The sequence below is a fragment of the Bacillus sp. P4_E1 genome (assembly GCF_056401715.1).
In genome coordinates this window covers 63,282-76,297 of sequence record NZ_JBFUIV010000018.1, presented here as the reverse complement: position 1 = coordinate 76,297, position 13,016 = coordinate 63,282, and the positions used below count along the sequence as shown (strand labels likewise).

The following is a 13,016-nucleotide window of genomic DNA, read 5'->3' as shown; positions in this document are numbered from 1 at the left end:
GTGGCTTCGCTTCTTCCTGCGAGGCAAAGAGCGCCTCTACGTCAAAAGCTCCATCCTCCTCACATTCTGAACGAGCCGCATCCGCTTTTAATTATTATATAGCTTGTTTCTTCTCTTCTAAATCTTGCCCATCCCAACACTCTGTATTTTTTAAGCCAGGGATAGAACTCGCGACGAAAACAGGATCTTTTCCTTGTTTCTTTTGTTTTATATAGTCTACTAATGCTGAGTAGGCAAATTTGCTAAGGAATGAGATGGCAATTAAGTTTGTGAGTACCATTAGTCCCATGAATAAATCAGCTAAGCTCCAAACTGTTTGAAGGGCAGCGGTTGATCCGAAGAAAACCATTCCTACAACTGCAACACGATAAATCATTAGCCATGTTTTGCTTTCTTTAATGAATGCGATATTTGTTTCACCATAATAGTAGTTTCCAAGTAAAGAACTGAAAGCGAATAGGAAAATAATAATCGCTAAGAAAGTGCTAGCCCACGATCCAATTTGTGAACTTAATGCTTGTTGTGTTAATTCAATTCCTTGTAAATTTGATCCTTTGTAAAGTCCAGAACATAATACGATAAATGCTGTTGATGTACATACTAAGAATGTATCTACGAAAACACCTAATGCTTGAACAAGTCCTTGTTTTACAGGATGAGATACATCTGATGTTGCAGCTGCGTTAGGAGAGCTACCCATACCTGCTTCTGTCGCGAATAAACCGCGCTGAATTCCGAATTTGATTGCTGCTCCAATACCACCAGCGATAGCTTGGTCTAAACCAAATGCGCCGTTAAATATTTCCATGAAAATGCTTGGTAACATATTGAAGTTGTTAATAACGACAAAAGCAGCTACGCCGATATAAATGATTGCCATTGGAGGAACAATCAATTCTGTAATACGTGAAATGCTTTTAATACCACCAAAAATAATAACAGCAACTAATAAAGCCAATACAGCTCCTACGATAGTTCGCTCTAGTCCAAAAGCATTTTCAAACGCTATTGTTACTGTATTTGCTTGTACTGAGTTGAAGATTAATCCGTATGCAACTGTAATGAGAAGTGAAAACCAAATACCCATCCAGCGCTTGTTTAAGCCTTTTTCCATATAGTAAGCAGGACCACCACGGAATCCACGTCCGTCTTTTACTTTATAAATTTGTGCGAGAGTACATTCTACAAAACTAGTAGCTGCACCGATAATGGCGATAAACCACATCCAAAATATTGCGCCAGGTCCGCCCATTGAAATTGCTAGTGCTACACCAGCTAAGTTCCCGATACCAATACGTGCAGCTGCACTTAAGCAAAATGCTTGGAATGGAGAGACGCTATCTTTTTTCTTTTCTTTTCGATTGAACCCTTTACTAATTAAACTGACCATTTCACCGAAATGAGTAATTTGGACAAATTTTAATTTAAAAGAGAAATAAAGACCGAAGCCGATTAGCATTGCAATAAGAATATATGACCACAAAATATTATTCGTTACTTCAAGGAATCTGCTAAAGATATCAACCATATAATACACTTCCTTTTTTTCGTAATAAGAAAATTATATGCAAAAAATATACCAGAATCAATTTTTCTAAAAAATCATGTTACTTAAATGCGTTTTGTGTTATGATTATGTTACATCGTAATATTTTTAGAATTATTTACATTTTAAAAAACTAAATTTAAAGCGAAAAAGAGGGGATAATTTGAAAGAAGAATCTTTATTGAAAGTAAGTCTTAAGAGTTTGAAAATAAGAAGTAATTTATTTTTTATCATTACATCTTTAAGTATCTTTTTAGGAGCCACTTATTATTACAATAAAAGATTTCCAAGTCATAGGTATCCTGAATGGTTAGAATTTCTAAAATTGATTGGATGAACAAAAGACAGAAAAACAGAAAATTTAAATAAAGAAGTTATGGAGGAGCTAAATATGAATATTAGAGAAAGTGAACTTCCGGGTATTGGTTATAAATTTCAAATCGTTACGAAAGGTAACGAAAAGATGGTGATCGTCATTCATGATGATGGACGTAGAGAAATGTATCATTTCGATTCAGACCATGAAGAAAGTCTATCAAGCATTTCATTGCGCGACTCAGAGGCAAGACAAATTGCAGCAATATTAGGCGGGATGGTATATAAGCCTAGGGCACTAGAAAATGTTGAGATGGTCTTTGAAGGTTTAGCAATTGAGTGGTTCAAAGTGGAGAATGCAGCGCCAGCAATTGGAAAAACAATTGGTGATCTTGAAATAAGAAAAACATATAGCGTAACAATAATTGCAGTTATGAAAAAGAATATGAAAAAGCTATTTAATCCAGGTCCAGACACGGTGATTGAAGAAGGAGATATGCTTGTAGTTTCTGGTGAGAGAGAAGAAATTAAAAAGATTATTAATGAATTACTTTCGAATAGGGGGACTGACTAGATGGATACTTTAATTTTTGAAGTTGGTACAGCTTTAGTTTTAGTAGCAATTGCGGCGGTAATCGCTGGAAAGTTTAAATTCTCAGTAATTCCTTTTCTAATTGTTCTTGGCATGTTAGTAGGGCCGCACGCGCCGACAATAGGTGTTATCGATCTCAAATTTATTGAAAGTGCAAGTGTGATATCCTTCCTTGGAAGGATTGGCGTTCTGTTCCTTCTTTTCTATCTGGGATTAGAGTTTTCGATGAAAAAACTAATTAAATCTGGACGTTCTATCGCGATTGGCGGAACAATCTATATTTTGATTAACTTTTCACTAGGATTATTATACGGATTTATAATGGGGTTCCCGTTACTCGAAATCTTAATTATTGCGGGTATTATTACGATTTCTTCTAGTGCTATCGTTGCAAAGGTATTAGTTGATTTAAGAAGAACTGGTAATAATGAAACCGAATTAATTTTAGGAATTATTATGTTTGAAGATATATTCCTTGCTGTATATTTATCAGTTGTCTCTGGTTTAGTTCTAGGGGATCATGCTTCCTTCCTAGGCGCTCTTACCTCAATTGGAATTGCTTTAGGATATATGCTTCTATTCTTTATTGTAGCTAGAAAGGCGACGCCGTTATTAAATAAATTGCTTAATATTAGTTCGGATGAAATTTTCATTATTGTAGTATTTGCTTCGTTGTTCTTTATTGCAGGTTTTTCAGAAACAATTCACGTTGCAGAAGCAATCGGGGCACTTCTTTTAGGGTTAGTTTTCTCTGAGACAGAGCATAGTGATCGAATTGAACATCTTGTTGTTCCATTTAGAGACTTCTTCGGAGCTATCTTCTTCTTCAGTTTCGGATTAAGTATCGATCCGTTTTCATTGGGCGGAGCAATATGGTTAACGTTAGGTGCTGTACTTCTGACGATAATCGGAAACTTTGTAGCAGGGATGATTGCGGGACGACAAGCTGGATTATCTCATAAAGCATCAACAAATATTGGATTAACAATCGTTTCAAGAGGAGAATTCTCAATCATTATGGCTAATATTGGCATCGCCGGTGGTTTAATGTCAGTACTGAAACCATTCTCAGCACTATACGTGCTTATACTATCGATCTTAGGTCCACTTCTGACCAAAGAGTCAAAGAATGTATATAAATTTTTAAATAAAATCTTTAAGTGGGATACAAAGAATAGCTAAATTTTAAACAATTGACGTGTAAGGTCAGATTTTATATAAGGTATTATCGTGAAGGAATCTATAGTTAAATAGATTCCTTTTTTTATGGGAAATTAATAACTGGCTGTTATTTGTTAGAGAAGGATATGTTTAATATTTTACATATTGTGGCATACATATAGGAAAAGGGAGTTTAGGAAGGGGATTATTGAGAAATGGAACTCCAGTTTCAAAATGTATATCAACAAGTTGAGAATTGGTATGTGTTGGATTCGGAGCTTCCTTGGGATATCAAAAAGTTAAGAAATGATTTGTTTTCTCTTATTGAAGTAAGTGCAACGCCAGTTATTTTTTGTGATACGTGTGATGCGAATCATGTACTTTTATCATTAGGAGAAGAAGAAGAGGAGTTTTTATTCCCAGTAGGTGGTTTTTATCATAAAGAAAAACAATTAATTTTCGTTTGTATGTGGGAAGAGTATGAGCAAGTGCTCAAAACGCTATTGCATGAATTCAGGCATGCGATGCAGCATAAGGACGATGTACTATATGTTGGAAATGAACTATACGAAGAAAGATGGATTGAGAAAGATGCGAGGCATTTCGCGGAGAGGAAGCTAGATGAATATAAAAATAGAAATTTAATCTGAAGCATAGTGGAGAAAAATCACTGTGCTTTTATTTATTGCTAATTAAAAATAAGTAGTTTACCTTTAATAAGTTTAGTTCTAAACTAATAGTATCAAATGAGCGAGGTGATGGAATGAAAGCAGGGGAAAGACTTGGAGTACTATTATGGTTTCGTTTATCACGCTTTTATAATAGAAGTATTCGTGAGACGAATCAGCATTTGAAAAAGTGGAATGTATCTGCCGCTCAGTTTGATGTATTAGTTCAAATTGGAGAAAACGATCGTTTAACGCAGCAAGAACTTGGAAATAAGTTGTTTGTTACGAAAGGAAATGTTACTCAACTTTTAAATAAGATGGAGCAACTAGATTGGATTCAGCGTGAACAAGAAGGTACTACGAAATATATTTCATTAACAGAAAAGGGAAAGGTTCTATATGAAGAAATAGTCCCGCCGCAAGAAACATTTCAAGCAGAGCAATTTGATAAGTTAAATAGAGAAGAACAAAAACAATTATTAGAATTACTGAAGAAGTTGCAGTGATAAAATTAAAAATAAATATCTCGATTTTGAGATAATATGAGGTGAAGGATATGTTTAGAAAAGTTGATTATAAAAATATGGGAAGAGCAAATCACGGTTGGTTAAATACACATTTTCATTTTTCCTTTGCAAATTATTATAATCCAAACAACATGAATTTTGGAGCAGTACGTGTTATGAATGATGATTTAATAGCGCCACAAACTGGTTTTGATATGCATCCGCACCGTGATATGGAGATTATCTCTTACGTTATAGATGGTGAATTAACACATGAAGATAGTATGGGGAACCGCGGGACAATTGAGCGTGGGCATGTTCAATATATGAGTGCAGGTACTGGTGTATTTCACAGTGAGCATAACTTAGGAAGTGAAACATTACGTTTATTGCAAATTTGGATTTTACCAGACCGCGACGGTCATAAACCAAACTATGGTGAGTTTAAATTTGATTGGAGTAAACGTGAAAATGAGTGGTTCCATATGGTATCTCCTTCTGATGGAGATGCACCAATTCATATTCACCAAGATGCAAATTTATATTCTTTATCATTAGAAGCTGGTAAAGAAATTTATTTTCCTGTTAAAGAAGGACGTCAATTGTACCTTGTACAAATTGAAGGTAGCAGCGTTGTAAACGGTGAAACACTCGTAATGCGTGATGCAGCGGAGACTGTAGAAGATATTCACATTCAAGCGAAAGAAAGCTCTCACTACTTAGCGATTGAAATGAAAATGGAATAAAGTGAAACTTTAACCCATGGCGGTTTTAAGTATGTGAATAGCGAGATGAAAAGTTATAGGGAAGAGGATATCGAAAACGATATCCTTTTTTGTGTGAGTTAAATTAACAGAAAAAACTTTCTCAATTTTTGAGAGCAGGTATTGGAAAGATTATTCAGAATATTTATAAAGGTGTTAAAAACTTTTAGGGAAATGGGGAGTGTTAGATTGAAAAAGCAAGTAATTTCATCAGCATTAGCATTAACTGTTATCGCAAGTGGGTTTGGGGCATTTGGAGCAACTACGACGAAAGCAGAAGAGCAAAAAATCCAGTATCACCAAGAGTTTAAAACACCAGCTTACATAGGTGAAGAATGGAAAGCGCCGGAAGGACTAGATAAAAAAGAGACGGTCTTTCAATATTTAGAGAGTAAAAAAGATATGTTTAAACTAGCAGGAAATATTGACAAACATTTCAATATCGTTGGTGAAGAAAAAGATGCTGAGTCTGGTACAACACATGTGAAGTTAGTTGAGAAGCATAATAACATTCCTGTGTATGGTTCAGATCAAACGGTTACGCTTGATAAAGAGAACAATGTAAAAGCATTTTTCGGACAAGTTATTCCGAGTTTAGATGATAAAAATATTCCTGCATCTGCAAGTATTAGTGCGGAACAAGCAGAAACGATTGCAAAAGCTAATATTGAGAAAGAAATTGGTAAAGTAAAGAATTATGATGGTGTGAAAAAAGATTTATATGTGTATGAAAAAGATGGTCAATACTATCTTGCATATCTTGTAAAAGCGTCGGTTTCGAAACCAGCTCCAGGATATTGGCATTACTTTGTTGATGCAACAAATGGAAATGTTATTGAGAAATATAATGCTGTAGATAACATTACTGGATTTGGTTACGGAGTATTAGGTGCTAGACAATCATTTGAAATTGCTCAAGATACGAAAACAGGAGCGTTCAACTTATTTGATGGTACACGAGGACAAGGTGTCCATACATTTGATGCAGAGAATATGAACGAAGACTGGTTTAATTTATTCTCACAAATTCTTGGATATACAGGAGAAGAAATTGGAAGTAAATCTAAGTTCTTCGAAGATAAAGCGGCAGTTGATGCGCATGTGAATGCAGGAAAAGTATATGATTATTATAAAAAGACATTTAACCGTAACTCTTTCGATGATAAAGGTGCAAAACTTATTTCTGCTGTTCACGTAGGTGAATCTTGGAATAACGCAGCGTGGAACGGTGTGCAAATGATGTATGGTGATGGAGATGGTAAGACATTTATTCCATTATCAGCAGGGCTAGATGTTATTGGCCACGAATTAACGCATGCTGTAACTGAACATACAGCAAACCTTGTATATAAAAATGAATCAGGAGCGTTAAATGAATCGTTATCTGATATTATGGGCGTCATGGTTGAGAAGAAGAGCTGGGATTTAGGTGCTGATATTTATACACCTGGTAAACCTGGTGATGCACTTCGTTCTCTAAAGGATCCAGCATCTATTCCAAACCCATTAAAACCAGGTGAAGGTTACCCAGATCACTACAATAAACGTTATACTGGAACAGCTGATAATGGCGGCGTTCATATTAACAGTAGTATTAACAATAAGGCGGCGTATTTAGTTTCTGAGGGCGGCACGCATTACAATGTGAAAGTAACTGGAGTGGGCCGTGAAGCAACAGAAAAAATTTACTATCGTGCTCTTACAAAATATTTAACTGCAAACTCTGATTTCAAAATGATGCGCCAAGCTGCACTTCAATCAGCAGAAGATTTATTCGGTAAAAACTCTAAAGAGGTACAAGCTGTAACGAAAGCTTATGACGCTGTAGGAGTAAAATAATAAGAGAAAAAAGACCTGACTGGATTGTCAGGTCTTTTTCTTATTTAATCACGAATACCTAATGCAATTTTTGCCATACGTGACATACGTTCTTTTGTCCATGGCGGATTCCATACAACGTTTACTTCTATTTCATTTACTTCAGGTACGTTCGTTGATAATACTTTTTTAACGTCTGATACGATTTGGCCAGCCATTGGACAACCGATAGAAGTCATTGTCATTGTAACGACAGCATTATTATTTTCATCCGCTGTAACGTCATAAACTAATCCGAGATTGATAATATCAACACCTAATTCAGGGTCAATAACAGCTTCTAAGTTGGCATATAACTTTTCTTCAAATGCTTGTTGTGACATGTGTAGCACCCCCTAAATATTAATGATATCGGTTCTCATTATAACGGATATGCGGGATAAGTGCAGGAAATGAGCTCAAAAAAATATTCCTCTCTGAGAGAGGAATATTTTTTTGAAAAGCTATTCAGTTTTAAAATGAGATACAAGCTGATCTAATTCTTCAACTGTTTGTTTCATTTGTTTTGCAGTGAGAGTCATTTCATTCATCACAATGACTTTCTGTTCAGCAGATTGTGCCGTTGCGGCTGTTTCACTAGATACTTCATTTGAAATAGAAGCGATGTTATTAAGTGAAGCGTTCATTTCTTCAGCGCTTGCAGCCATTTCTTCAGCAGTTGCTGATATGTCTTGCATTTGAGTTGATACTTTATTTACTTGTTCAACAATTGTTGTGAAAGAAGTACCAGCCTCACGAACGACAGTAATGCCTTCAAATGCTTCAGAACGACCTTTAGACATCATAGAGTTAGCAGTTTCCGTATCATTTTGAATTTGATGAAGCAATTGGTTAATATCTTTTGCCGCTGTTTTTGATTGTTCCGCAAGTTTACGAACTTCATCAGCTACGACAGCAAATCCTTTTCCTTGTTCACCAGCACGAGCCGCTTCAATAGAAGCATTTAAAGCAAGTAGATTTGTTTGTTCAGCGATATTAGAAATAGATTGTACAGCTGTATCAATATATTTCGTATGGGTGATTAGACGTTCGACTACTTCTGATGTAGCATTTACAGCTTCATGTATCGTTGTCATTTGTGAAACAGATTTTTGGATAACAGTACTTCCATCGTTAGCGTGTTCATATGTAGCTACAGCAAGTTCGGCTACAGATGAAGCAGATTCAGCGATACGCTGAACACTTATTGCCATATCATCCATCGCAGTCGAGCTTTCTTCCATACTAGAAGTTTGCGATTGAATACTTGAATTTAAGTTGGACATCGAGCTTTGAACTCTTATTGTTGCCTCGCGTGATGTATTAGTCTTTTCTAGCATATTTTCAGAAGCTGTTTGTACTTCTACAGATGTTTTTTGAACACGATTAATGATATGTTGCAGGTTTTCTAACATTTTATTAAACGATGATGCAATTGCACCGATTTCATCATTGCTATTTACTTGTAGACGGGCTGTTAAGTCGCCTTCTTGAGAGGCTAATTCTTTTAGTTTAGTATCAATTTGTTGAATTGGTTTTACAAGCTTACCAGAGAACCACCATGCAAGAATAATTGCAGTTACAATACAAATAACAAGTGATAAGAAGACAACATATTCAATTCGTAGTGAAGATTGATCGATTTTTTCAATAGATTGTTCACGTAATTTAGCTTGTTCATTACTGTAATTTGTGAAATCACCGATTACTTTATAAACAGTGCCATTCTCTGTAGAAGCTACTTGTAAAGCTTCTTCCCATTTTTGTTCTTTTGCAAGAGTGAATACTTTCTCTTCAATGAACTTTCTCCAAGTGGATCCTAATTCCATTGTGCTTTTCACGGACTGAGAAGTGTTAGGGTTAGAAAGAAGTTGCCCTTTTGTATCTTCAAGACGTTTACTCATCTCATTAAACTTGTCTAATTCGACTTGATCATGTTGTAGTAAATAACCTCTTAAAGCAGAAAGTTGTACTTGATAAGCGTCTCCGCGCTCTTTCAATTCTGTTGCAAGAGGAGAAATTTCTTTTTGTAATGTTTCAGCTTTATGAGACTGATCCATGGTAAAGAATAAAATAAAAGCTAAGGCGATGCCGAATAAAGCGCAAATCATTCCCATCATGAACATTAGTTTTTTTCGAATGCTAATAAAATTCATATGATAAAAATCCTCCTTGTAAAATCTTAGTATTAGAATTAATTAATTAATGTAAAAAATTGAAAGAAAGCTTTACTCCATCTGGAATAAAGCTTTCTTCTTTCCTTTAGGAATTATAGCAGACAGAATGGGAGATAGAAAGAGATATTTTAGCGTGAAAAAAGAGAGACTCTAAATCGCTCTTTCTAACAATTTAGAGTTCGTAGAAGTATAAATGAAATTTTCATTTTAACTATTTGTTTTGAAATGAGAAACGAGCACTTCAAGTTCTTGCACAATTGTTTTCATTTCTGATGATTTTTTAGCAACGACACTCATTTTGTTTACTTGGTCACCAGCTGAAGTTGCTGTTTTCGATGTTTCGGCAGCAACTTCATTTGAAATAGAAGCGATATTATTTAAAGCTGCATTCATTTCTTCAGAACTTGCGGCCATTTCTTCAGCAGTTGCAGACATTTCTTGTATTTGTGTAGAGAAATTGTTAATGTGATTAACAATTTCTGAGAATGAAGATCCAGCGGTACGAATGACTGTAATTCCTTCAGAAGCCTCTGACTGACCTTGTGTCATCATGTCATTTGCTATTTTTGTGTCCGCTTGAATTTGATGAAGTAAATGGTTAATGTCATTTGCTGCTAGCTGAGATTGTTCAGCAAGTTTTCGTACTTCATCGGCAACAACAGCGAATCCTTTTCCGTGTTCACCAGCACGGGCCGCTTCAATAGAAGCATTTAAAGCGAGCAAATTCGTCTGCTCGGCAATATTAGAAATAGATTGAAGTGCAGTATCAATATGATTCGTATGTGTAATGAGTCGCTCTACCACTTGTGATGTAGCGTTAACAGCTTCGTTAATTGTATGCATTTGTGTAATAGATTTTTCAATGACTTTATTTCCATCATCTGCTTTTTCAGAAGTTGTAACAGCTAGGCTAGCGGCAGAAGAGGCAGCTTGTGCAATGCGCTGAACACTCGTTGCCATATCATCCATTGCGGTTGAACTTTCTTCAATGCTAGAAACTTGTGAACGAATATTGTGCTCAAGAGCATTCATAGTCTCTTTAGTTTTTGCGGTATTTTCCATAGAAGCAGTTGTTTCGATAAACACATTTTCAGAAGCTTCTTTTACACTTGTTGATGTTTGTTGAACTTGCTTTATTATACGCTGTAAGTTAGCAAGCATTTGATTAAAGGAATTTGCGATGTCACCAATTTCATCTTTACTCGTTACGTGTAATCTAGCGGTTAAATCGCCATCTTGAGAAGTTAATTCTTTTAACTTCGCATCAATTTGTCGAATCGGTTTAACGAGTTTACCAGAGAACCACCATGCCAATAGAATAGACGTTAATGTACATGTAATGAGTGAGAAGAAAATAATATATTGAATAAGGGATGAAGAAGACTCTACGTCAGCAATTAATACGTCCCGTTTGTCATTTTCTTCATTTGCATATTTAGTAAAACGACTTAAAAGATCATTTACATAATCTGTTTGAGCAAGAGCAATTTTGGATGCTTCATCCCATTTTCCTTCCCGTGCAAGAGGGAGGACTTCATTATCTACGACGCTGCGCCATTTTGCTCCCATTAAAATGGCCTCTTTCATTCCTTCTGGGAGTTTTTTATCACTTGTTACTTTCTCCCTAGTATCAGCTAGTTTTTTTCCTTCCCGGTTGAATTTATCCAATCCTTTTTGGTCATGTGATAGTAAATATTCTTGTAAACCAGCGACCTGCGCTTGGAACCAATCGCCACGTTCTTTTAAAATCGTTGCTCTTTTCGATACATCATTCTTTAATGTTTCGATTTCACTTGCTTGATTCATCGCGAATGAAAGAATAACAATAAGAGCAATACTAAATAAGGAAGAAATGCTTAAGAGTGTGAACAGTAGTTTTTTTCGAATGCTAACATATTTCATTGTTACCCCTACCTTTTTTTGAAAAACTATTTATTGTAATTTATAAATATTGAGAACGAAACTAATAAAAACATAATTAAGAAGTTATTAATCTGTTCAATGAAAATTATAGCAGATAATGGAATATGGCAGATTAATGTGAGTAAATGTTCTTAAAATGTATACATTTGTATATCAAAAAATTCATAAATAAAAATCAGAAATGGTATTGTAATTTGAAATAACATCCTGTATACTTCTAATTAGTTGATAACGATTATCACTATCAACTAAACATTACTCTTCGTTATGTTGGTCATACCCCTTTTTGACGACGTAAGTCAGAGACGAATGTTGAAATATCTTGTGTCCTATTCTACAGAATTATGGTAATCTCCAACCTCAACTTATATGCGTAAGCATGCAAAAAAAGGATCCTATCCGTGAAGGGATCCTTTTTTGCATGTTGTCGCAATTAATGTATATAGACCGGGTATACGCTCTTCAATTCCCTCTGGTGCAGTAGAAGGGAAAACCCACTTTTGATGAGATCCGTGTTCTTCAATCAATTTTTCAACCTTGAAATTTGTTTCTGCCATTGATGTAATTATTTCTCCTAGTGTCCAGCGCCTAATTTTTGTTCTCGGTAAAGCGTATTTCTGTGATCCCGTAAGGAGAGTGCTATAAGCTACGTCATCTTCAATAAGTTCCTCGTCGAAATAATTTCCATTTGCTCGAAATGATGGATGATCTACTCCTAATAATTTTGTATAAACGGGATGATAGTCACGTAGTATAAAGGTCCCATCTTGTTTTAGTAAGTGAGAGATTATATGAAAGAGTGGTTTTAAATCTAAAAAGTAATGAAGTACACCAAGTTCCAGCAATACGACATCAAATGATTCGGAAAGATTTACATCCAGTACATCAGAGACGATGTATTGGATAGAGACACCAGCAGCTTCGGCTAGTTCGGTTGCGTATTTTTCATTACTTGCTGAAATGTCTACAACTGTTACATCGGCTCCTAAAAGAGCAAGAGCAACTGCTTTATTTCCTTTTGATCCGAGTAAATTAATAATACGCTTTCCTTTTGGAGATTGTATGTAAGGTAAATAATGATTTACCTCGCGCACGGGATCTTCCATGAGCTTTTTCGCATAATCCTCTGGCGCCCCGTGGCGATTTGTCCAAGCTTCATAAGCAGCTGCGTTCCAGCTTTTTTCATTAATAGTACTTAGTTGTTTTTGATTCAATTTTATCACTCCTTTTGTGAACGTATAGTTATTCGGTGAATGAGTAGGATTTCCTGTTTTTTTGAATAAAAGTTTGATTTTTCTGTTGTTAAGTCGTAAAATACATTTTATACATAAAAGCGTTGAAAAGGAAAAGTAGAATGGAACCATTCTTTCCAGAGAGCTTCGGTAGCTGAGAAGAAGCAAGAATATTCATTTGAACAATGGCCTTTGAGCTTCGTCCTGAACTTATCAAATGATAATAGTAGGCGGCGACGAGAGTTGGTACTCGTTATCAAAACCACAGTATAAGA

The 13,016-nt window shown here is 35.4% G+C and carries 11 protein-coding genes and 1 other annotated feature (1 of these 12 only partly in view); of the genes, 6 read left to right on the top strand and 5 right to left on the bottom strand.

The genetic code is table 11. The features are described 5' to 3' along the window. Window positions 1-94: 94 nt before the first annotated feature. A complete protein-coding gene (locus tag AC1DS7_RS22055) occupies window positions 95-1,528 on the bottom strand; it encodes an alanine/glycine:cation symporter family protein (RefSeq protein WP_215588605.1) in 1,434 nt (477 codons plus the stop codon). A 409-nt stretch (window positions 1,529-1,937) separates the two neighbouring features. Here AC1DS7_RS22055 and AC1DS7_RS22050 point away from each other — a divergent pair, with 409 nt between their 5' ends. The 6 genes from AC1DS7_RS22050 to AC1DS7_RS22025 all read left to right on the top strand — a co-directional run bounded on the left by AC1DS7_RS22050 (window position 1,938) and on the right by AC1DS7_RS22025 (window position 7,391). Next, window positions 1,938-2,435 (top strand): cation:proton antiporter regulatory subunit, encoded by a 498-nt coding sequence (locus AC1DS7_RS22050; protein ID WP_002015988.1) that lies wholly within the window; start codon window positions 1,938-1,940, stop codon window positions 2,433-2,435. Continuing rightward, a complete protein-coding gene (locus AC1DS7_RS22045; RefSeq protein ID WP_002015987.1) occupies window positions 2,436-3,635 on the top strand; it encodes a cation:proton antiporter in 1,200 nt (399 codons plus the stop codon). A gap of 194 nt (window positions 3,636-3,829) precedes the next feature. After that, window positions 3,830-4,264, top strand: a complete 435-nt coding sequence (locus tag AC1DS7_RS22040) for a DUF3920 family protein (protein WP_215588604.1) — start codon at window positions 3,830-3,832, stop codon at window positions 4,262-4,264. Window positions 4,265-4,377: 113 nt separating this feature from the next. Continuing rightward, window positions 4,378-4,788, top strand: a complete 411-nt coding sequence (locus AC1DS7_RS22035; protein WP_476999214.1) for a MarR family winged helix-turn-helix transcriptional regulator — start codon at window positions 4,378-4,380, stop codon at window positions 4,786-4,788. Window positions 4,789-4,838: 50 nt separating this feature from the next. Beyond that, the gene (locus AC1DS7_RS22030; RefSeq protein ID WP_061673689.1) at window positions 4,839-5,534 is read left to right on the top strand and encodes a pirin family protein; all 696 of its coding nucleotides are present in this window, start codon (window positions 4,839-4,841) and stop codon (window positions 5,532-5,534) included. Between the two features lie 207 nt (window positions 5,535-5,741). Further along, window positions 5,742-7,391, top strand: a complete 1,650-nt coding sequence (locus AC1DS7_RS22025) for a M4 family metallopeptidase (RefSeq protein ID WP_133059872.1) — start codon at window positions 5,742-5,744, stop codon at window positions 7,389-7,391. A 44-nt stretch (window positions 7,392-7,435) separates the two neighbouring features. Here AC1DS7_RS22025 and AC1DS7_RS22020 read toward each other — a convergent pair whose 3' ends face one another. The 4 genes from AC1DS7_RS22020 to AC1DS7_RS22005 all read right to left on the bottom strand — a co-directional run bounded on the left by AC1DS7_RS22020 (window position 7,436) and on the right by AC1DS7_RS22005 (window position 12,723). Continuing rightward, window positions 7,436-7,753 (bottom strand): metal-sulfur cluster assembly factor, encoded by a 318-nt coding sequence (locus AC1DS7_RS22020; RefSeq protein ID WP_002015982.1) that lies wholly within the window; start codon window positions 7,751-7,753, stop codon window positions 7,436-7,438. A 120-nt stretch (window positions 7,754-7,873) separates the two neighbouring features. Continuing rightward, window positions 7,874-9,565, bottom strand: coding sequence for a methyl-accepting chemotaxis protein (locus tag AC1DS7_RS22015; protein WP_215587040.1), 1,692 nt, complete (start codon window positions 9,563-9,565; stop codon window positions 7,874-7,876). A 228-nt stretch (window positions 9,566-9,793) separates the two neighbouring features. Further along, complete coding sequence (locus tag AC1DS7_RS22010) at window positions 9,794-11,488, bottom strand: methyl-accepting chemotaxis protein (protein WP_476999213.1); 1,695 nt, start codon at window positions 11,486-11,488, stop codon at window positions 9,794-9,796. 416 nt (window positions 11,489-11,904) lie between these two features. Then, on the bottom strand, window positions 11,905-12,723 hold the full coding sequence (locus AC1DS7_RS22005) for a class I SAM-dependent methyltransferase (RefSeq protein ID WP_476999212.1): 819 nt from the start codon (window positions 12,721-12,723) through the stop codon (window positions 11,905-11,907). A gap of 113 nt (window positions 12,724-12,836) precedes the next feature. Further along, window positions 12,837-13,016 (top strand) — a binding site (T-box leader); it runs 91 nt beyond the window's last position.

What these genes read in the sequence shown, in the direction of transcription:
- AC1DS7_RS22055 (WP_215588605.1), bottom strand. Translation starts at nt 1,528, where the DNA reads ATGGTTGATATCTTTAGCAGATTCCTTGAAGTAACGAATAATATTTTG.
- AC1DS7_RS22050 (WP_002015988.1), top strand. Translation starts at nt 1,938, where the DNA reads ATGAATATTAGAGAAAGTGAACTTCCGGGTATTGGTTATAAATTTCAA.
- AC1DS7_RS22045 (WP_002015987.1), top strand. Translation starts at nt 2,436, where the DNA reads ATGGATACTTTAATTTTTGAAGTTGGTACAGCTTTAGTTTTAGTAGCA.
- AC1DS7_RS22040 (WP_215588604.1), top strand. Translation starts at nt 3,830, where the DNA reads ATGGAACTCCAGTTTCAAAATGTATATCAACAAGTTGAGAATTGGTAT.
- AC1DS7_RS22035 (WP_476999214.1), top strand. Translation starts at nt 4,378, where the DNA reads ATGAAAGCAGGGGAAAGACTTGGAGTACTATTATGGTTTCGTTTATCA.
- AC1DS7_RS22030 (WP_061673689.1), top strand. Translation starts at nt 4,839, where the DNA reads ATGTTTAGAAAAGTTGATTATAAAAATATGGGAAGAGCAAATCACGGT.
- AC1DS7_RS22020 (WP_002015982.1), bottom strand. Translation starts at nt 7,753, where the DNA reads ATGTCACAACAAGCATTTGAAGAAAAGTTATATGCCAACTTAGAAGCT.
- AC1DS7_RS22015 (WP_215587040.1), bottom strand. Translation starts at nt 9,565, where the DNA reads ATGAATTTTATTAGCATTCGAAAAAAACTAATGTTCATGATGGGAATG.
- AC1DS7_RS22010 (WP_476999213.1), bottom strand. Translation starts at nt 11,488, where the DNA reads ATGAAATATGTTAGCATTCGAAAAAAACTACTGTTCACACTCTTAAGC.